Origin of the sequence: Mesorhizobium sp. M1252 (assembly GCF_040318265.1) — a bacterium.
GTDB lineage: Bacteria > Pseudomonadota > Alphaproteobacteria > Rhizobiales > Rhizobiaceae > Mesorhizobium.
Genome location: NZ_JAMYLX010000002.1, coordinates 518,626 through 537,116, shown reverse-complemented (window position 1 = coordinate 537,116; position 18,491 = coordinate 518,626). Strand labels below are relative to the sequence as shown.

Annotated in this window: 20 protein-coding genes and 1 tRNA gene; 14 read left to right on the top strand and 7 right to left on the bottom strand. The window is 64.2% G+C overall.

Going from position 1 to position 18,491, the window contains the following annotated elements:
- The first annotated feature begins 4 nt into the window (after nucleotides 1-4).
- Genes NKH22_RS06030 through NKH22_RS06020 form a run of 3 tightly spaced genes read left to right on the top strand, consistent with a single transcriptional unit; the run spans nucleotide 5 to nucleotide 2,681 of the window.
- Nucleotides 5-853: an ABC transporter permease gene (locus NKH22_RS06030; protein ID WP_023683543.1), complete on the top strand. Its 849-nt coding sequence runs from the start codon at nucleotides 5-7 to the stop codon at nucleotides 851-853.
- A 40-nt stretch (nucleotides 854-893) separates the two neighbouring features.
- Nucleotides 894-1,892 carry an ABC transporter substrate-binding protein gene (locus tag NKH22_RS06025; protein WP_023671310.1) on the top strand — a complete coding sequence of 333 codons (999 nt, stop codon included), beginning with the start codon at nucleotides 894-896 and terminating at the stop codon, nucleotides 1,890-1,892.
- A 24-nt stretch (nucleotides 1,893-1,916) separates the two neighbouring features.
- Entirely contained in the window at nucleotides 1,917-2,681 is a 765-nt protein-coding gene (locus NKH22_RS06020; RefSeq protein ID WP_023683542.1) for an ABC transporter ATP-binding protein, read from the top strand.
- 48 nt (nucleotides 2,682-2,729) lie between these two features.
- Here the strand turns inward: NKH22_RS06020 and NKH22_RS06015 are convergent, their stop codons facing one another.
- The 3 genes from NKH22_RS06015 to NKH22_RS06005 all read right to left on the bottom strand — a co-directional run bounded on the left by NKH22_RS06015 (nucleotide 2,730) and on the right by NKH22_RS06005 (nucleotide 3,863).
- Entirely contained in the window at nucleotides 2,730-3,119 is a 390-nt protein-coding gene (locus tag NKH22_RS06015) for a hypothetical protein (protein ID WP_023683541.1), read from the bottom strand.
- Between the two features lie 102 nt (nucleotides 3,120-3,221).
- Nucleotides 3,222-3,297 (bottom strand) — tRNA-Ala (locus tag NKH22_RS06010).
- Between the two features lie 173 nt (nucleotides 3,298-3,470).
- A complete protein-coding gene (locus tag NKH22_RS06005) occupies nucleotides 3,471-3,863 on the bottom strand; it encodes a TIGR02300 family protein (RefSeq protein ID WP_023683538.1) in 393 nt (130 codons plus the stop codon).
- A gap of 206 nt (nucleotides 3,864-4,069) precedes the next feature.
- Between NKH22_RS06005 and aroA the strand changes: the two genes are divergently transcribed.
- The 5 genes from aroA (at nucleotide 4,070) to NKH22_RS05980 (ending at nucleotide 9,627) form a co-directional block, all read left to right on the top strand.
- Nucleotides 4,070-5,428 carry a 3-phosphoshikimate 1-carboxyvinyltransferase gene (gene aroA / locus NKH22_RS06000; RefSeq protein ID WP_023822061.1) on the top strand — a complete coding sequence of 453 codons (1,359 nt, stop codon included), beginning with the start codon at nucleotides 4,070-4,072 and terminating at the stop codon, nucleotides 5,426-5,428.
- A 58-nt stretch (nucleotides 5,429-5,486) separates the two neighbouring features.
- Nucleotides 5,487-5,990 carry a hypothetical protein gene (locus tag NKH22_RS05995; protein WP_023703672.1) on the top strand — a complete coding sequence of 168 codons (504 nt, stop codon included), beginning with the start codon at nucleotides 5,487-5,489 and terminating at the stop codon, nucleotides 5,988-5,990.
- Entirely contained in the window at nucleotides 5,965-6,660 is a 696-nt protein-coding gene (gene cmk / locus NKH22_RS05990; RefSeq protein WP_050589165.1) for a (d)CMP kinase, read from the top strand. Before NKH22_RS05995 ends, cmk begins: the two co-directional genes overlap by 26 nt.
- A 205-nt stretch (nucleotides 6,661-6,865) precedes the next feature.
- Nucleotides 6,866-8,563 carry a 30S ribosomal protein S1 gene (gene rpsA / locus NKH22_RS05985; RefSeq protein WP_023703671.1) on the top strand — a complete coding sequence of 566 codons (1,698 nt, stop codon included), beginning with the start codon at nucleotides 6,866-6,868 and terminating at the stop codon, nucleotides 8,561-8,563.
- Between the two features lie 242 nt (nucleotides 8,564-8,805).
- A complete protein-coding gene (locus tag NKH22_RS05980; protein ID WP_023822063.1) occupies nucleotides 8,806-9,627 on the top strand; it encodes an MOSC domain-containing protein in 822 nt (273 codons plus the stop codon).
- A 135-nt stretch (nucleotides 9,628-9,762) separates the two neighbouring features.
- On the opposite strand, the gene NKH22_RS05975 is transcribed toward NKH22_RS05980, so the two are convergent.
- From NKH22_RS05975 to NKH22_RS05960, 4 genes are all read right to left on the bottom strand, one after another.
- Nucleotides 9,763-10,470, bottom strand: a complete 708-nt coding sequence (locus NKH22_RS05975) for an SDR family NAD(P)-dependent oxidoreductase (protein ID WP_023822064.1) — start codon at nucleotides 10,468-10,470, stop codon at nucleotides 9,763-9,765.
- Between the two features lie 188 nt (nucleotides 10,471-10,658).
- The gene (locus tag NKH22_RS05970) at nucleotides 10,659-12,239 is read right to left on the bottom strand and encodes a 5-guanidino-2-oxopentanoate decarboxylase (protein WP_023693136.1); all 1,581 of its coding nucleotides are present in this window, start codon (nucleotides 12,237-12,239) and stop codon (nucleotides 10,659-10,661) included.
- Nucleotides 12,236-12,904, bottom strand: a complete 669-nt coding sequence (locus tag NKH22_RS05965) for a TetR family transcriptional regulator C-terminal domain-containing protein (protein WP_023693137.1) — start codon at nucleotides 12,902-12,904, stop codon at nucleotides 12,236-12,238. Before NKH22_RS05965 ends, NKH22_RS05970 begins: the two co-directional genes overlap by 4 nt.
- Complete coding sequence (locus NKH22_RS05960; RefSeq protein ID WP_023693138.1) at nucleotides 12,874-13,746, bottom strand: dimethylarginine dimethylaminohydrolase family protein; 873 nt, start codon at nucleotides 13,744-13,746, stop codon at nucleotides 12,874-12,876. Before NKH22_RS05960 ends, NKH22_RS05965 begins: the two co-directional genes overlap by 31 nt.
- On the opposite strand from NKH22_RS05960, the gene NKH22_RS05955 reads away from it, so the two are divergent.
- From NKH22_RS05955 to NKH22_RS05930, 6 genes are all read left to right on the top strand, one after another.
- Nucleotides 13,673-13,828 carry a hypothetical protein gene (locus tag NKH22_RS05955; RefSeq protein WP_196813600.1) on the top strand — a complete coding sequence of 52 codons (156 nt, stop codon included), beginning with the start codon at nucleotides 13,673-13,675 and terminating at the stop codon, nucleotides 13,826-13,828. The two genes, NKH22_RS05960 and NKH22_RS05955, sit on opposite strands and share 74 nt — an antisense overlap.
- A 144-nt stretch (nucleotides 13,829-13,972) precedes the next feature.
- Entirely contained in the window at nucleotides 13,973-14,788 is an 816-nt protein-coding gene (locus tag NKH22_RS05950; protein ID WP_023693139.1) for an ABC transporter ATP-binding protein, read from the top strand.
- Between the two features lie 54 nt (nucleotides 14,789-14,842).
- Complete coding sequence (locus NKH22_RS05945; RefSeq protein WP_023671323.1) at nucleotides 14,843-15,643, top strand: transporter substrate-binding domain-containing protein; 801 nt, start codon at nucleotides 14,843-14,845, stop codon at nucleotides 15,641-15,643.
- A 139-nt stretch (nucleotides 15,644-15,782) separates the two neighbouring features.
- On the top strand, nucleotides 15,783-16,496 hold the full coding sequence (locus NKH22_RS05940) for an ABC transporter permease (RefSeq protein WP_196814080.1): 714 nt from the start codon (nucleotides 15,783-15,785) through the stop codon (nucleotides 16,494-16,496).
- Nucleotides 16,496-17,305, top strand: coding sequence for an ABC transporter permease (locus NKH22_RS05935; protein ID WP_023693141.1), 810 nt, complete (start codon nucleotides 16,496-16,498; stop codon nucleotides 17,303-17,305). Before NKH22_RS05940 ends, NKH22_RS05935 begins: the two co-directional genes overlap by 1 nt.
- Before the next feature lie 105 nt (nucleotides 17,306-17,410).
- On the top strand, nucleotides 17,411-18,412 hold the full coding sequence (locus NKH22_RS05930; protein WP_023693142.1) for an Ldh family oxidoreductase: 1,002 nt from the start codon (nucleotides 17,411-17,413) through the stop codon (nucleotides 18,410-18,412).
- The last annotated feature ends 79 nt before the right edge of the window (nucleotides 18,413-18,491 follow it).

Here is an 18,491-nt window from a genome sequence, read left to right as displayed (position 1 = left end):
AGCAATGACGTTGCAGCACATCGATCGGCAAATCACGGTTCGCCGCAGTGGTGGCGAAACCGGGCTCGGCACCGACTTTCTGCGCCTCGGCGGCCGGGCTGCTGTTCGCTTCCTGAAGCGCTACGGCGTGCTTGCCGGCTTCCTGGCGCTCTGGCAGGTGGCGAGCAGCGTCGGATGGGTCAACGCGGCGGTGCTGCCGCCGATCGACATGATCGTCGAAGCGCTCTGGAAGGGGCTTGCCGGCGGCAGCCTGCTCGGCGACATCGCCATCAGCCTGCAGCGCGCCGGCATCGCCTTTGCCGCAGCCGTGGCCGTCGCCATTCCGCTCGGCCTGTTCATGGGCCAGGTGCGCCCGGTCGAAACCGCGCTCGATCCGATCCTGCAGGTGTTCCGGCAGACCTCTGCACTGGCGCTCTACCCGGTGTTCATCCTGCTCTTGGGACTTGGCGAGACCTCGAAGATCTTCGTCATCTTCTGGGCGACGCTGTTTCCGCTGCTGCTCAATACCACCAGCGGCGTCAAGGAAGTCGATCCCAAGCTGCTTGAAATGGCGCGCGTCTATGGTGCGAGCCGGCTCACCGTGTTTCGCCGCGTCGTACTGCCGGGCGCCGTGCCGTCGATCTTCGTCGGCTTGCGGCTGAGCGCCACCACGGCGCTGCTGCTGCTGATCGCGTCCGAGATGATAGGTGCCAACAAGGGCATCGGCTTCCAGGTGATGAACGCGCAGTACAATTTCCAGATCCCGCTGATGTTTGCGGCAATCGTCATCCTCGCCGGGCTTGGCCTGATCGCCAACCAGGCATTGGTCACCCTGCAGCGGCGGCTCTGTCGCTGGAGCAATCCTGTCAACTGAGCAGTCCGCCCCTGACCGTTTACCTCACAAGGACCCGATCATGAAAATCACCCGCCGTTCGCTGCTTGCCGGCGCGCCGCTTGCCGCCGGCCTCATCGCCGCCGGCCTGCCGCGCCTGGCCTTTGCGCAAGCCGCAGCCGTCAAGTTCCGCTACCTCGCCAGCCGTGGCAGCATCTCCCCGCACGAGCTGGCCGACGAGCTCGGCTACTTCAAAGGGCTCGGCGTCGAGCTGGAGAATGTCGGCTATTCCTCGGGTGGACCGGAATCGCTGTTTGCGCTGTCTTCCGGCAGCGTCGACATCGGCTCGGCCGCCACCGCAGCGGTGATCAACTCGATCTCGGGCGGCAACGACTTCGTCGCGGCGTATCCGAGCAACGGCATCAACAAGGATGTGAAGAGCGTCTTCTACGTGCTGGAAGACAGCCCGATCAAATCGATCGCCGACATTGCCGGCAAGACCATCTCTGTCAACACGCTCGGCGCTCATCTCGACTATACGGTGCGTGAGGCCCTGCACAGCGTCGGCCTGCCGCCGACCGCCGCCAACCTCATTGTCGTGCCCGGCCCGCAGCTTGAGCAGACGCTGCGCTCGCGCCAGGTCGACATTGCCGGCCTCGGCTACTGGCAGGCGACCTTTGCCGGCGCGCTGGTCGCCAATGGCGGCGTGCGCGGCGTGTTCGACGACACGCAGGTGCTCGGCGAACTCGCCGGCGGCTTCGTCGTACTCAGGCGCGACTTCATTGCCGCCAACCCGGATGCGGCGCGCAACTTCGTCGAACAGTCGGCGCGCGCCTCGGACTGGTCGCGCCAGAACCCGGACGAAGCCCGCAAGGTGCTGGCCACTATCCTCGACAAGCGCGGTGAAAACGGCGATCTCGCCCGCTACTGGACCGGCTTTGGTCTGCGCGAAGGTGCGCAGGCGACCGACCGCGACATCGACTTCTGGGTCGCCGTGCTGGAGCGCGACGGCCGTCTGGCCAAGGGCAAGCTGAAAGCCGCCGACATCCTGTACCGGCCCGGCGAAACCAAGATCAACTGAGCTCTGAAATAGCTGAGAGATGAGATGACCGGTTCCAACCGCGGCGGGGAGGTCTCGATCCGCGACCTGTCCAAATCCTTCAGCCTCGGCGGGCGCCAGCTTGCCGTGCTGCGGACGCTCAACCTCGACATTCGTTCGGGGGAATGCCTGGTCATTGTCGGCGCCAGCGGCTCCGGCAAGACCACGTTGCTGCGTATTCTGGCCGGACTGGAGGCGGCCGACAGCGGCGGTGTCGCGATCGACGGCCAGCCGGTGCATGGCGTCGGCGCCGAGCGTGCCGTGATCTTCCAGGAGCCGCGGCTGCTGCCGTGGCTGAGCGTGCTCGGCAATGTCGCGTTCGGCCTCGAAGTGCGCGGTGTTCCCAAGAGGCAGGCCGAGGAACGCGCCCGCTTCTACGTCGCCCTGGTCGGCCTTGCCGAATTCGCCGATGCTTTTCCGAGCCAGCTTTCCGGCGGCATGGCGCAGCGCGTCGGCATCGCCCGGGCGCTCACCGTGCAGCCCGAGATCCTTCTGCTCGACGAGCCGCTGGGGGCGCTGGACGCCATGACCAAGATCGGCATGCAGGAGGAACTGGCGCGCATCTGGAGCGAGGAGAACGTCACCATGGTGATGGTCACCCACGATCTGGAGGAGGCGATCTATCTTGCCGACCGGGTGCTGATCCTGCCCAAGGAGAAAGGCGGCGCGGCGCGGTTGATCGACATCGACCTGCCACGCCCGCGCGAGCGCAGCGAGAGCCGCTTCGTGCGCTATCGCGAAGAACTGCTGCGCGAATTCGGCCTGCACTGATCGGGGAAGGGGCCAGCCGTGGCTCCCCCGGAAGATTAGCTCTCGCAATTATTGCTTGGTGAACGTGCCCGTATAGGTTCGGTCGGCAAGCCCATAGGTGACGGCCAGCGTTCCGTCCGCCTGAATGACCGCGCTGACGTCCGCGCCATTGGGAAGGCGCCGCAGTTTCAACGTGTTGCCGAAAATCTTGCCTTCGCCGTCGGCCACGCCCGGTTTGTTGTCGGCGACATCGCCCCAGGCATAGGTGGCGGTGACATTGCCGCCGCGCGTAATCGTCAGCACGGCGAGCTTGCCGTCATACATCCCGTCCAGCTGTCCGCCCCATATGCCGGAAAACGCGACATACTTGGCCGGGACGCCTTCGCCGGGCGGCATAACCCGCACGGATGGATCGAGGACCGCCGCACCATCAGGAGCAGAGATCGCGGCAGGCGCCATGGGCTGAGGTGCGGGCGTTGGCGGCGGCGATGATGGTTCAGGCGCCGACTGGCAGGCGACAAGCACGAATGCCGCGAAACCGAGCGTCGGAAAAAGACTGTTTGGTGGAGCCAATCGGGATCGAACCGACGACCTCTTGAATGCCATTCAAGCGCTCTCCCAACTGAGCTATGGCCCCACTCCGGCAGTCAGCCGTCGCCGTTGCCGGCGAGAGGTCCGGCGCGGGTTTCAGGACCGCGCCGTTTAGTGCAGGCGGCTTCTAACCCCGCCTTCCCTGAAGATCAAGCCTTCGAGGGCCGCTTTTTCGTCATAGCCCGTCAACGCCGCTAAATGCATGCGTTCGAAGCGTTCCTAGACTTCGTCGTCGTCGTCGCCGACGCCGATCATGTCGGCGACGTCGTCGTCTTCTTCCTCTTCGTCGGCAAGGAAAGTATCGTCCTCATCGTCGCCTAGATCGACATCGTCCTCGTCGTCGCCCAGGTCGGGAAGCTCGTCGCCGGCCTTGACGTCTTCGTCGGCCTCTTCAAGCGAGACGACTTCAACGCCTTCTTCTTCCTCGGCGTCCACTTCCTTCTCGGCCACTTCCTCTTCCTCTTCGAGGGCGGCGATCTTGCCGTCCTCGAAATAGGAACGCGGATACGTCTTGCCCGTATAGGGCGAGACGATAGGGTCCTTGTTCAGGTCGTAGAATTTTCGGCCCGTTTCAGGGTCGACACGCTTTGTGCCAAGTTCGTTTTTTGCCACGTCAAGCCTCGTCAGTAAAAGAGTGGTCCCCTTAACCACAGTTTACCGCGCTGTCAAAGCGAAAAGCCGGCGTCACAAAACCAAGCACTGAAAGGCCTCGCGCCAAGCGACGACCATGGGGATGACCATTCGTGCCCGCCGTGATACGAGACCGCCGCAACAAATGAAAAGCGCCGGTGCGCCGGCATTCCGTCCAGGGAAATTCCATGTCTCACGCCGCCGCTGCCAAGCCGGCCACCGCCCGCAAATCATCCGCCCTTTCCGGCACCGCTCGCGTGCCGGGCGACAAGTCGATTTCGCACCGTTCCATGATGTTCGGCGGCCTTGCCTCCGGCGAAACCCGCGTCACCGGCCTGCTCGAAGGCGAGGATGTGATGCGCACGGCGGCCGCCATGAAGGCGATGGGCGCGCATATCGAGAAGCGCGGCGCCGAGTGGGTGATCCGCGGCACCGGCAATGGCGCGCTGCTGCAGCCGGAAGGCCCGCTCGATTTCGGCAATGCCGGTACCGGCTCCCGCCTCACAATGGGCCTCGTCGGCACTTACGACATGGAAACGACCTTCATCGGCGACGCATCGCTGTCGGGACGGCCGATGGGCCGCGTGCTCGAACCCTTGCGCCAGATGGGCGTGCAGGTGCTGAAGGCGACGCCGGGCGACCGCATGCCGATCACGCTGCATGGGCCGAAACACGCCGCACCCATTACCTACCGCGTGCCGATGGCCTCGGCGCAGGTGAAGTCGGCCGTGCTGCTGGCAGGCCTCAACACGCCCGGCATCACCACCGTGATCGAACCGGTGATGACGCGCGATCATACCGAAAAGATGCTTAGGGGATTTGGCGCCAATCTCTCGGTCGAGACCGACGAGCGCGGCGTGCGCCACATCTTCATCGAGGGCCAGGGCAAATTGACAGGGCAGACCATCGCCGTGCCCGGCGACCCCTCCTCGGCCGGCTTCCCGCTGGTCGCGGCACTGATCGTGCCGGGTTCGGACATCATCATCGAGAACGTGCTGATGAACCCCACCCGCACCGGCCTGCTTCTAACGTTGCAGGAAATGGGCGGCCAGATCGACATCTTGAACCCGCGCAATGCCGGCGGCGAGGATGTTGCCGATCTGCGCGTGCGCTACTCCGAGCTCAAGGGCGTCACCGTGCCGCCCGAGCGGGCGCCGTCGATGATCGACGAATATCCGGTGCTGGCGGTTGCCGCGAGCTTCGCCGAGGGCGAGACGTTGATGCAGGGGCTGGAAGAGCTGCGGGTGAAGGAATCCGACCGACTGGCAGCGGTTGCCAATGGGCTGAAGCTCAACGGCGTCGACTGCACCGAAGGCGAAGCTTCGCTCGCGGTGCGCGGAAAGCCCGGCGGCAAGGGGCTGGGCGGCCATCCCAATGGCCAGGACACGACGGTGCAGACGCATCTCGACCATCGTATCGCCATGAGCTTCCTGGTGATGGGGCTGGCAACGGAAAAGCCGGTAACCATCGACGACGCCGCAATGATCGCGACGAGCTTCCCGGAGTTCATGGGGCTGATGACGGGGCTGGGCGCGGAGATTGGGTGATTTTCCCTGTCTCAATGTGCAGTATTCGTGCATGAGAGTGCATGTCGGAATCGCGGCAATGATGGGCAGGCAGGTCAATTTCTGGTTGTCAGACAAAGATCAAACTGAGCTTCAGTCCATCGTGCTTTCAAAGGGGGTATTCGCGGTGATCAACAGCCAGTCGAAGACCCCCGCACCCTCGCTGAAAGAAAAATTTGAACGAGTGCACCCGGGCCGTAAGGTCGAGGGCTTTCATCTCGTTCCCAAGGCACTGAGGGAGGAAATTGTTTGGAAGCACAATCCATACAACGATACGTATGATCCCGATCTCAGCCGCTCATCTGTGATACAGTACAACCCATCCCGGACCGAAGGCAGTTCAATTTTTCAGGGCCGATTTTATTTCCAAGCGCGCGACTTCGACGATTTTGGGCAGTTGATAGAGAAGCATGCGGCATTCACCAAGATTGGCGACGCGCTGCTACGCCTGGTGCGGAAAAATCTAAATCATCTGCACAGTGGCTTTTACGCTGGAAATGAAGCTCTGAAGCTGAAAGATGCGGGTTTCCAGTTTCGATCCTGATAGCAGCAAATCTTCGAGGTTCGAATTGCCGTTCACCATCGCCATCGACGGCCCGGCCGGCGCCGGCAAGGGCACGCTGGCCCGCCGGCTGGCCGACCACTACCGTCTCAACCTGCTCGACACCGGCCTCACTTATCGCGCGGTCGCCCATGCGTTGATCCGGCACGCGCTGCCGCTCGACAATGTCTCGGCCGCCGAAACCGCTGCCCGCCAGGTCAATCTAGCCAAGCTCGACCGGGCGGTCTTGTCGGCGCATGCTGTCGGCGAAGCGGCTTCGAAGGTAGCGGTTTACCCTACCGTTCGGCGCATCCTGGTCGAAAAGCAGCGCGATTTCGCCAAAACGCCGCCGGGCGCGGTGCTCGACGGGCGCGACATCGGCACGGTCGTGTGCCCTGACGCCGACATAAAACTCTATGTGACGGCGAGTGCGCAGGTGCGGGCGCAGCGCCGGCTGGCGGAAATCGAGAGCATCGGCGGCACTGCCAATTTCGCCGAAATCCTTGCCGATATCATGCGCCGCGACGAGCGCGACATGGGCAGGGCCGACTCGCCGCTGAAGCCCGCCGCCGACGCGCACTTGCTTGATACCTCCGAAATGGCTATAGAGGCCGCGTTTCTGGCGGCCAAAGCGATCATCGACGACGCCTTGGCCAAGAGAGATAAAGCCTGATCCAGGGTTTTCCCGCTGCCACCGATTGCCGGAAGCGAAGAAAATACCCATATCGGGCACGAACCAGCCTGCCAGCATTCTTCATGCGCCGGAATTGCCGCTTAGGCGGCCCAGGGCTTTTGTAGCCCGGAACGCCGGCAGGCCAACGCAACGCTAACCCACGGCGCCCGTCCCGCAAGAGATGCGGGGCACTCCAGGAGAAAATATGTCAGCTGCAAATCCCACTCGCGACGATTTCGCGAGCCTGCTCGAAGAATCATTTACCGCCGGCCACTCCGGCGAAGGTCAGGTCGTCAAGGGCACGATCCTGGCGATCGAAAAAGACATGGCCATCATCGATGTCGGCCTCAAGGTCGAAGGCCGCGTGCCGCTGAAGGAATTCGGCGTCAAGGGCAAGGACTCGACGCTCAAGGTCGGCGACACGGTCGAGGTCATGGTCGAGCGCATCGAAAACGCGCTGGGCGAAGCCGTCCTGTCGCGCGACAAGGCCCGCCGCGAAGAGAGCTGGGTCAAGCTCGAAGAGAAGTTCACCAAGGGTGAGCGCGTCGAAGGCGTCATCTTCAACCAGGTCAAGGGCGGCTTCACTGTCGACCTCGACGGCGCCGTGGCCTTCCTGCCGCGCAGCCAGGTCGATATCCGCCCGATCCGCGATGTCTCTCCGCTGATGCACAACCCGCAGCCCTTCGAGATCCTCAAGATGGATCGCCGCCGCGGCAACATCGTGGTGTCGCGCCGCACCGTGCTCGAGGAAAGCCGCGCCGAACAGCGTTCGGAAATCGTGCAGAACCTCGAAGAAGGCCAGGTTGTCGAAGGCGTCGTCAAGAACATCACCGATTACGGTGCGTTCGTCGACCTCGGCGGCATCGATGGCCTGCTGCATGTCACCGACATGGCATGGCGCCGCGTCAACCACCCGACCGAGATCCTCAACATCGGTCAGACGGTCAAGGTGCAGATCATCCGCATCAACCAGGAAACCCACCGCATCTCGCTCGGCATGAAGCAGCTCGAGAGCGATCCGTGGTCCGAGATCGGCACCAAGTTCCCGATCGGCAAGAAGATCAAGGGTACCGTCACCAACATCACCGACTACGGCGCGTTCGTCGAGCTGGAGCCGGGCATCGAAGGCCTCATCCACGTTTCGGAAATGTCGTGGACCAAGAAGAACGTGCACCCCGGCAAGATCCTGTCGACGACACAGGAAGTCGACGTTGTCGTGCTCGAGGTCGATCCGGCCAAGCGCCGCATCTCGCTCGGCCTCAAGCAGACGCTGGAAAACCCGTGGCAGGCTTTTGCCGCGAGCCATCCGGTCGGCAGCCAGGTCGAGGGCGAGGTCAAGAACAAGACCGAGTTCGGCCTGTTCATCGGCCTCGAAGGCGACGTGGACGGCATGGTGCACCTTTCCGACCTCGACTGGACCCGTCCGGGCGAGCAGGTCATCGAAGAGTACAATCGCGGCGACATGGTCAAGGCGCAGGTGCTCGACGTCGACATCGACAAGGAGCGCATCTCGCTCGGCATCAAGCAGCTGGCCAAGGACACGGTCGGCGAAGCCGCGACTTCAGGCGAACTGCGCAAGAACGCTGTCGTCACCTGCGAAGTCACCGGCATCAAGGATGGCGGTCTGGAAGTGCGGCTGGTCGACAGCGGCATCGAGACCTTCATCAAGCGCAACGACCTCAGCCGGGACCGTGACGAGCAGCGCCCCGAGCGCTTCTCGGTCGGCCAGAAGCTGGACGCCCGCGTCATCGCCTTCGACAAGAAGACCCGCAAGCTGCAGGTCTCGATCAAGGCGCTGGAAATCGCCGAAGAGAAGGAAGCCGTCGCACAGTACGGCTCTACCGACTCCGGCGCTTCGCTGGGCGACATCCTTGGCGCCGCGCTGAAGAAGCAGGGCAGCTAAGCCGCTTCGCGCGCAGCGCGTAAGCCGCTTCGCGCAAGCTAGGCCTCGGCTGCGCCTCGCGCGCAGCCTGAACAAGAAAACCCGCGGGCCGCAAGGCTCGCGGGTTTTTCATGCTCGGCTGCGCGATTGGCACAAGACTAAGACCGTGCAACCCCTTCAATTCCGCACGCGCGGTTGTAGGCTCGGCCGTCGTTGCAGACGTAAACACGGAAGGCCCTTCGGGCAACAGAGAAGCATGCGGGATGAAGGTCGCCGAACTCTATCGCTATCCGGTCAAGAGCCTGCGCGGCCATGCCGTGCCGAGCGCCGACATCGAGACAATGGGCATGGAAGGCGACCGCCGCTGGATGGTCGTCGACAAGGATGGGCAGTTCCTCACCATTCGCCAGATACCTGATATGACGACGATCGACGTCGAGCATCGCGAAACGGGCATCCTGTTGAAACATGACAGGCATGGCTCGCACTTCGTCGAGGCTCCGGCTCCCAGCACCGCGCTCCGGCAAGTCAAGATCTGGAAGGATATGGCTGCCGCGCGGCCGGGCGATCCGGCCGCCGGCGCCTATCTCTCGGCTATTCTTGGCCGGCCCGTCGATCTCGTCTATTTCGACGATCCGCAAAACCGGCCGGTCGATGCGGAATTCGGCCAGCCCGGCGATTTCGTCGGCTTTGCCGACGGTTTTCCGCTGCTGATCGCCACGACAGGCTCGCTGAACCATCTGAACAGCCATCTTGCCAGGCCCATCGAGATGGCGCGGTTCCGGCCAAACATCGTCGTCGACGCAGACGGCGCATGGCTCGAAGACAGCTGGAAGACGATCCGCATCGGCGCTGTCGAGTTGCGCATCGCAAAGCCTTGCTCGCGGTGCGTCATCACGACCCGAGATCCGTTGAGCGGCGAGCAGCCGGACCCGCGCGAGCCGTTGCAGACGCTTGGCAAAATCCACCGCTCCGCCAAGGGCGGCATCATCTTCGGCCAGAATGCGATTCCCAACAACGCCGGCGCGATCGCCATCGGCGACGCAGTCGAGGTCGTGGAAGCGGGCGTCTCGAACCTGACGTAGTCGCAGGCCTTCTAATGCCGTGGAGGCGTCGGCGGTCGCCATGATTGAATGGCTAACCTCCGCTGTAGATCAGGCGAGGTCGGCAAAGGCCGCCATCGGAAGCCAAACCAAATGAGTCGCCTGCGCGGCGGAACTTCAGGCGCGGCCGTAAAGTGGCGCCAGCGTTCCGCTCATTGCCAGATTGGCCGGTGATGCCAGATAGGCGATTGCCTCGGCGGCGGCTTCGAGGCTGACCCATTTGCCGAAATCGGAATCCGGCATGTCGGCGCGGTTGGCCGGCGTATCGAGCGTCGAGGGCGCTACCGCGTTGACCAGTATGCCTTTGTGCTTCAGCTCTTCCGCCATCGCCACGGTCATCGCCGCCACTGCCGCTTTGCTGGCGGTATAGGCGACCATGCCGGCGCCTCTGCGCGGGTCGAGCCCGGCGCGTGCCGTGACATTGACGATGCGGCCCGCAGTGGCCGAGCCAAGCATGGAGCGTACTGCCGCGCGGCAGCACAGAAAGGCGGTGCGGGCGTTGGTGTCCATCATTTCGGCAAAGGATGCGGATTCGATTTTCTCGACGGGGGCCATGGCAAAGCCGCCGGCCAGATGGATGGAGGCCCACAATTCGGGAACGCTGTCATAGAAGGCATCGACCTTGGCAGGATCGGCGAGATCGACATTATGCGCCAGCCGGACGCGATCATGGGCCGCGAAGGGGAAATGCGTGGGGGCCGACGCGTGGGCATTGGGCACATGGCAGATCGCGCCGTCCGCCAGCAATTTGCCGACGACCGCGGCACCCAGCGCCCCGGTGCCACCGGTCACCACGATATGCTTGCCCTGAACTGTTTCCGTCATCCTGGACGCTCCTGTCGTTTCTTATGATTATGTCGCTTGTCGTGCCGCGCCGACGCAGAGCGTCGCGCCTTTTGCACGATCACTCAACCGACATCTCGACATGGCAGTTGTTGCGTCTTTGCATCGCTCGAAGCCGCCGACCGCCCCTTCCGACCCCCGCGCATGGACGTACGGCGCGCGGCCAGGCGTCAGTCGATGGTGATTTCGATGACGTGCGGCAGTCTGGTTGCGCGTGCGCGTTTGAGCGCATCGGCGAGACCGGCAGTACCGGCAAGCCGCTCGGCTGATATGCCGTAGGCCTCGGCCAGCTTGCAGAAATCCGGCGGCGCCGGGGACACGCCGACCGGCTCGACGCCGACATCGAGCATCGACGTTTCGATCTCGCGATAGCCTCTGTTGTTCCAGACGACGAAGATGACCGGTGCGGGTGCATCGAGCGCCGCGCCTAGCTCCGGCAAGGTGAACTGGAAGCCGCCGTCGCCGGTCAGGCAAACCACCGGCACGCCGGGCATGGCGAGCGCTGCGCCGATCGCCGCCGGCGGCCCGTAGCCGAGCGCGCCGAAACCGGTGGCGGCGTTGAACCAGCCGCCTGGCCGGTCATGGTCGTAATAGAGATTGGCGGCGTAGATCGGCTGGGTGGAATCGCCGACGATGATGGCGCCCGGCAGTGCGTCGCGGATGGTTTCCACCGCACGCACCTGCGCGGCATAGGCCGGGCTGAGCTCGGCAAAGGCCGCCTTTCTCGACGCGGCTGCGCGGCTCTCGCCGTCCTTCGCTGCGGCATGATCAGGGTGGAGCGCGCCTAGCAGTGCACCAAGCACCTCCGCGCAATCGGCCTGGATGCCGACGCTCACCGGGCGGCGGGCGAGCTGGTCGGCGCCGATATCGATGCGGATCAGATTGGCGGGCAGCACGAAGCCGCCGTCGCTGTAACCGTCATAGTCGGTCGGGCCGAATTCGGTGCCGGCGGCGATGACCAGATCGGCGTCTGCCATCAGCGCACGCACCGCCTTCAGGCTGGGGCTGGCCGGCACGCAAAGCGGATGCGCGTGCAGCAGACCGCGCGCATTGGCGGTCTGGACGACAGGTGCGCCGAGCCGCTCGGCCAGGCGCTGCAGTGGCTGTTCGGCGCGCTTGGCGCCGCCACCGGCAAGGATCAGCGGTCGGCGCGCGGCTGCGATCAGTTTGGCTGCCTCGGCAATGGCTGCGCCATCCGGCGCCGGCGGCGCCGCATTGGTGAGCGAAGCAGCGATGCCGTCGGCCGGTTTGACCATGACGTCGGTCGGGATCTCGATATGGACGGGGCCTGGCCGCGACGACGAAAACAGCGCAAAGGCCCGCGCCAGAGCGCCCGGCAATTCGCTGGCCTCGGTGACACGCTGCGAAAACAGCGCCACCTTCTCCATCATGCCGCGCTGGTCCGGCAGTTCGTGCAGGAAGCCCAGCCCCTTGCCCAGCGTCGGCATCGCGTTGACGCCCGAAATCACCAGCATCGGCACCGAATCGGCGCGCGCCTGGCCCATTGCGGTGATGGTGTTGGTCAGCCCCGGTCCGGTGATGACAAAGGCAACGCCCGCCCGGCCGCTGGCGCGGGCATAGCCGTCGGCCATGAAGCCGGCGCCCTGTTCGTGACGCGGCGTGACATGGCGTATCTTTGAACGCGCCAGCCCGCGGTAAAGCTCGACAGTGTGGACGCCAGGAATGCCGAAAACGGTGTCGACGCCATGCGCTTCGAGCAGCGTGATCAGCGCTTCGCCGATGGTGGTCATGGCTTCTCTCCCTTTTGCGGCGCGAGGCCGAGCTCGGCCTCTATGGCTTTGACGCCGATCGCCGCCAATTCGCCAGGCGAGAACATCTCTGCGGCCAGACAGCCTTCGATCCAGAGCCCGTCGATGATCGCGTTGATGGCAATGGCATGGCGGCGCAGTTCATTTGCGTTTGGCCTGCGCTGCTCGGCGCCGAGCACTTCGGCAACGACTGCTTCCACCTCGTTGCGAAAGCCAAGATAGCCTTCGCGGTGGGCGCGAGCCAGGCTCGGATCCGCGCCGGCGCGGCCGATGAAGGTTGCCCACAGCGAAAACACGCGTGCATCGATGATCGGCGCGTTGAGGTTGGCGGTAACGAAGGCCGCAAGGCGCTGGCGCGGCGAGGCGTCTTCCATGAGCAATGCCGCCTTCGCCCGCTCGGTCATGCGGCCCATCAGCGCCGCGTACGTTTCCTGCAGCAAGTCTTCCTTGCCGGGGAAATAGTGCCGGATCAGCCCGGCGGTGACACCGGCGCGCAGTGCGATGGTGCGCAGGCTGGCGCCCTCCAGCCCATGTTCGGCCACGCTGTCCAGGGTCGCGTCAATCAGATCCTGCCGCCGCCGCTCCTCGCCCTCGCGGCGGAACTTGCGGCGCTCATTCATTGCCGCAGGATGGGCCGCGTCAGGCATGTCGGCCCACCTTCGCAGGCGATGCAGAGGGCATCCGCCTCGAAGATTTGAACCGTGCAGCCGGCGGCTTCCATCGCGGCCTTGGTCTTGGGAAAGCCGGCGACGGCAATGACCTTATGCGGGCTGGTCGGCAGCACGTTCAGGCTGAGGCCGTTGGACGCGGCAAACTCTTCGGCGTCGCCTTCCACCAGCCGGATGCCGCGCGCCTTCAGCAACTGATAGAACGGCGCCGGCAAAAGCGGTGAATAGACCAGGGCCAGGTCGTCGGCCAGCGGGCTGATCACCGACATCAGATGCAGGCACGCCTCCTCGCCCTGCCACAGCGGCAGATCGAAACCGTAGACGGAAATGCCGAGCGGCGTCAGCAGATTGGAAACCTGCTGTATGCCTTCCTGGTTGGAGCGCACCCCGCGCCCGATCACCAGCGTGCTGGCATCCAGCCATACGCAATCGCCGCCTTCTACCTGGCCGGGAGCCTGGACGCGGCCGAGGATGGGAATACCCAGGCGTGTGTAGGTTTCCTCATGCAGCGATGGCTCCCGGGCGCGCAATGGCTTGCCCATGGACAGGATCAGCGCGCCGCGGTCGGTCATCAGCGACGGGTCGTGGGTGAATACGGAATCCGACAGCCCGTCGGCCTTGTCATCGATCCATTCGATTTCGGCGCCGGACGCCGCCACCAGCTCAGCGAGAGCCGCGTGCTGCGCCGCCGCTTTCGCCGGGTCGAAACCCGGGCCATAGTGCCAGGTAGCCCGGTCGGCACCGCGCATGGCATTGGCCGCCGACCGCATCAGCACGCGCCGCAACGGCGCCGCCATGGATTGTGATCCGAAAGCGCTCATCAGTGCCCTTTTCAATGCCGTGTTCAAGGTGAAAAAAATGGAAAAAATTTCATCGGAGGCTATTTATACACTTGCACAATAAGGCCGCAAGTGCCGTAATGAGCGGGATTGACGGGCTCGCGCTGTTGGGTCCATGCTGAAGTCTGGAGTGGGCATTACAGCGTATGTTGATTAGCCGGATAGACGTTCGACGATCTGCCGTGGACCCTGTGGCAGAGGTTCCCCGGTGAGCGCGGCGGGAACCGCCGCAGTCCAATCCGGCAAGGCGCAGGACGGCGCCGCCGAAGCCATCCATGTCGAGAACCTGCACAAGAAATTTGGCCAGCTGCATGTGCTGAAAGGCGTTTCGCTGTCGGCGCGCGACGGCGAAGTGATCGCCATTATCGGCGGCTCGGGTTCCGGCAAGTCGACGCTGCTGCGCTGCATCAACTGCCTGGAAAACCCGACCAGCGGCATCATCCGCGTCAATGGCGAGGAGATCAAACTCAAGGCCGACAGCCACGGCCACACCGTGCCCGCCGACCGCCGGCAGATCGAACGCATCCGCGCCAAGCTCGGCATGGTGTTCCAGAACTTCAACCTGTGGAGCCACATGACGCTGATCGAGAACGTCATCGAGGTTCCGGTGCATGTTCTGGGCGTAAGGCGCGACGTGGCGATCAGGGAAGCCGAAAAGCTTTTGGCGCGCGTCGGCCTCGCCGAAAAGCGCGACGTCTATCCGGCCTATCTCTCCGGCGGTCAGCAGCAGCGCGCGGCGATCGCCCGCGCCCTGGCCATCAACCCGCGCGTCATGCTGTTCGACGAGCCGACCTCGGCGCTCGACCCGGAGCTGGTTGGCGAGGTGCTGAAGGTGATCGGCGACCTGGCGCGCGAGGGCCGCACCATGGTGCTGGTCACGCATGAAATGAAATTCGCCCGCGAGGTCGCGACCCATGTCGTCTACCTCTGCAACGGGCTGGTCGAGGAAGAGGGGCCGCCGGAGCAGATATTCGGCGCACCGAAATCCGAAAGGCTGAAGCAGTTCATCCGCAACATCGGCTAGGACAAGCCGGGACGGAAGAAAACCGGGAACCAACAACAAACTGGGAGTCGTGACATGAAGACTGTTCTGAAAACATTCGCCGCAGCGCTGCTGCTCGGCGTCGCCGCCATGGGCGTGGCCAAGGCCGATCCGGTCAAGATCGGCGTCGCCGCCGAGCCCTATCCGCCCTTCACCTCGCCGGACGCTTCCGGCAAATGGGTTGGCTGGGAAATCGAGTTCATCGACGCCGTCTGCGCCGAGGAGAAGCTCGACTGCGTCATCACGCCTGTCGCCTGGGACGGCATCATCCCGGCGCTGACGACCAAGAAGATCGACGTCATCGCCAGTTCGATGTCGATCACTGCCGAACGCGAGAAGACCATCGACTTCTCGGATAAGTACTACAACACGCCGACCGCCATCATCGGGCCGAAGGACCAGAAATTCGGCGCCACGCCGGACGATCTCAAGGGCAAAGTGCTCGGCGTGCAGGTGTCGACCACCCATTCGGCCTATGCCAAGAAGCATTTCGGGCCCACGGCCGCCGAGATCAAGGAATACCAGACGCAGGACGAAGCCAACAACGATCTGGCCGCAGGCCGCCTCGACGCCGTCCAGGCGGATTCGATCGCGCTCGACGCATTCCTGAAGTCGGACCAGGGCAAGGCCTGCTGCGATCTGAAGGGCATGGTGGCTCCGGACGATGAAGTGCTCGGACCGGGCGTGGGCGCCGGCGTGCGCAAGGAAGACACCGACCTTAAGGCCAAGATCAACGCCGGCATCAAGGCGATCCGCTCGAACGGCAAATATGACGAGATATCGAAGAAATACTTCGATTTCGACATTTACGGTGGTGGCGGCGCGCAGTCGAACTGACGATCCTCGCATGAGCTAGGGGGCATGGCGTCAGCGCCATGCCTCCCTGCCCCCGCCGGCGCTGCCGTCGGCGGTGGTTGAAGCCAGCAATCCGGGGGCGACGCTGATCGACGCACTTCTTTCGGCCTCGGCGGCCGGCATCATAGAGCTCCTTTCGCCCAATCCGCCGGGCTGGGGCGGCACGCTCTTGCTTGGACTGCTCCATTCGATCGAGATCGCGCTCGGCGCCACGGTCCTCGGTCTCCTGATCGGCACCGGTGGCGCCTTTGGCAAGCTTTACGGCGGTCCGGTCGTGCGCGACCTGCTGGCGGTTTACACCACCATCGTGCGCGCCGTGCCCGAACTGGTGCTGATCCTGCTGCTCTATTATGCCGGGACGGACCTGATCAACCAGGCGCTGACGGCAATGGGCTACCAGCGCGTCGACATCAGCGGCCTTGCCGCGGGCATCGCCGTGCTCGGCTTTGTCCAGGGTGCCTATTCGACCGAAGTGATCCGCGGCGCCATCCTAGCCATACCGCAGGGCCAGATCGAAGCCGCCCGCGCCTATGGCATGTCACCCGGGCTCATGCTGCGGCGCATCACCTTGCCGGCGATGCTGCCCTTCGCCATACCCGGGCTCGCCAATCTGTGGCTGATCGCCACCAAGGATACGGCCCTTCTGGCGGTCGTCGGCTTTTACGAGCTGGCGCTGGCGACGCGGCAGGCTGCGGGGGTCACCAAAGCCTATTTCACCTTCTTTTTCGCCGCGGGCGTGCTCTATCTCATCTTGTCGCTGGTCTCCAACCTGCTCATCGGCCGCGTCGAGGCCTGGTCGCGGCGCGGTATGCCGTCGCTCAAGGATGCGCGCTGATGGCCGGAGAAGCGATCATCATCAACGCTGCCGCGCGCACGTCGCTGTGGCTGCAGCCGCATCGCATCGTGCTGATCCTGATCGCGATCGGGCTGGTGCTGAGCGCCGCCTTCTTCATGCGCTGGGACTGGCTGCCGCAATATTATGAAATGGGGCTTCTCGGCATCTGGCGGTCGCTGTGGATCCTGGCCGTCACCTGCTTTCTCGGCTTCCTGCTCGCCGTGCCGCTCGGGCTGGCGCAGGCCGCCGGCCCGTTCTGGCTTTCCGCCCCCGCCAGGACATTCTGCACCGTCATCAGGGGCACGCCGCTGCTGATCCAGCTCTGGCTGCTCTATTACGGGCTCGGCTCGCTGTTTCCGCAATATCCGTGGATCCGCGAGTCCTGGATGTGGCCGTATCTCAGGCAAGCCTGGCCCTATGGCGTGCTGGCGTTGACCTTGTCCTTCGCCGGTTACGAGGGTGAAGTGATGCGCGGCGCCTTTGCCGGCGTGCCCAAGGGGCAGCTCGAGGCAGCCCGCGCCTTCGGCATGAGCCGCTGGAAGATTTTCCGCCGCATCTGGCTGCCGCAGGCCATCTACCGGGCGCTGCCGACGCTGACCGGCGAAACCGTGCTGCAGCTGAAGTCGACGCCGCTGGTGGCGACGATCAGCGTCATCGACATCTTCGCCGTCTCGTCCAAGGTCCGGCAGGACACCTACCTCACCTACGAACCCTTGCTGCTTTTGGCGCTGATCTACATGATCATCACCGGCATACTGGTGTTTGCATTCAGCAAGATCGAGGCGCGGATTCCGAACAAGGTGGGCTAGTGAGTAGGCAGTAGTGAGTAGTCAACATATGACCGGGAAACCGCTTGCTTTCGCTACTCCCTACTGACTACTCCCTACTCACTCACCACCAATCGGGTCCGCACCATGCAACTCTCTCTCGACCAGGCAACAGGGCTGTGCCGGATGGCGGCACTCGGCGCCGGCGCCAATGAGGAGGCGGCGCGGTCGCTCACGGCCTCGATCATTGCCGCCGAGGCGGAAGGGCTTTCGACCGTCGGGCTGACCCATTTCATCGATTACCTCGAAGCGCTGGAAGCCGGCCGCATCGACGGCAATGCCGATCCCGTGATCACCAGGCCGGCGCTCGCCGTCTATAAATCCGATGCGCGTGGCGGCCTCGCCCATACCGGCTTCGACCGCACCATCGATGACCTTGCCAAGGCGGCAAAGCTGTTCGGCGTCGCCATCTTCTCGCAGAAGAACGCTTATACCTGCGGCGCACTAGGCTATTTCACCGGGCGTCTGGCGCAATTGGGATTGGTCTCCTTCGCCGCCACCAACGGGCCGGCGGTGCTGGCAGGCTCGGGCTCGGTCAAGCCGGTCTATTGCACCAACCCGATGTCGTTTGCGGCACCCGCCGCCGATGGCGCGCCGCTGGTCATCGACCAGTCGTCGAGCGCCACCGCGTTCGTCAACATCCGCAAGGCGGCCGAGGACGGCAAGAAGATCCCCGAAGGCTGGGCGCTGGACGCCAGCGGCAACCCGACCACCGATCCGGCCGCGGCCATGAAGGGCGCCATGCTGGCCTTCGGCGGCCAGCGCGGCGCCAACATCGCGCTGATGGTCGAAGTCCTGGCTGCCGGCCTGTCGGGCGCCAACTGGTCGCTCGACGCGCCCTGGTTCTCCGGCGGACCGGACAGCCCGGGAACCGGCCTGTTCGTGCTCGCCGTCGAGCCCAAGCTGCTTGACCCGGATTTCGAGCAACGCATGAAGGACCAGCTCGACCGGCTGCGCCGGCGCTTTGGCGTGCACGTGCCGGGCCGGGCGCGGGCCGAAGCGGCCGAGAAGGCGCAGGCGCGCGGCATCAATGCCCCCAAAGCCGTGGTGCAGCGCATTTCCGAGTTCGCCGAGCGCTATTCGGGCTGAAGCGGTCCTGCGACAACGCGACCTGGCTGAACCTTTCTACCGATCGCAACGACCAATAGCTGCCGGGTCGGGTTTGCCC